This window comes from Micromonospora sp. LOL_015, assembly GCF_048060275.1.
Lineage (GTDB): Bacteria > Actinomycetota > Actinomycetes > Mycobacteriales > Micromonosporaceae > Micromonospora_E.
Genome location: NZ_JBHMIO010000232.1, coordinates 1 through 264 on the forward strand (window position 1 = coordinate 1; position 264 = coordinate 264).

The window sequence follows — 264 nt, forward strand, 5'->3', positions numbered from 1 at the left end:
CGATACCCCGTCGACGCAGGTAGGCGCGGTTCGCCTTCGACGTGTACGCCTTGTCCGCCAGCACCCGGTCCGGACGGGTCCGGGGCCGACCGGCCCCGACCCGGGGCACCCGCACACCGTCGAGCACCGTCGTGAACTGCGGGCTGTCGCCACGCTGCCCACCGGTCAGCACGATCGACAGCGGTTTCTGTCCCTGTTCACAGCCCAGGTGCAGTTTCGTGGTCCGTCCGCCACGGGAACGCCCCAACGCGTGGTCGTCGGGTT

General features: G+C 70.5%; 1 protein-coding gene. It reads right to left on the reverse strand.

The annotated features are described in order from the left end of the window. Positions 1–264, reverse strand: a 264-nt coding sequence (locus tag ACFHWU_RS29620; RefSeq protein ID WP_416592367.1) for a transposase, incomplete at both ends; no start/stop codon positions are given.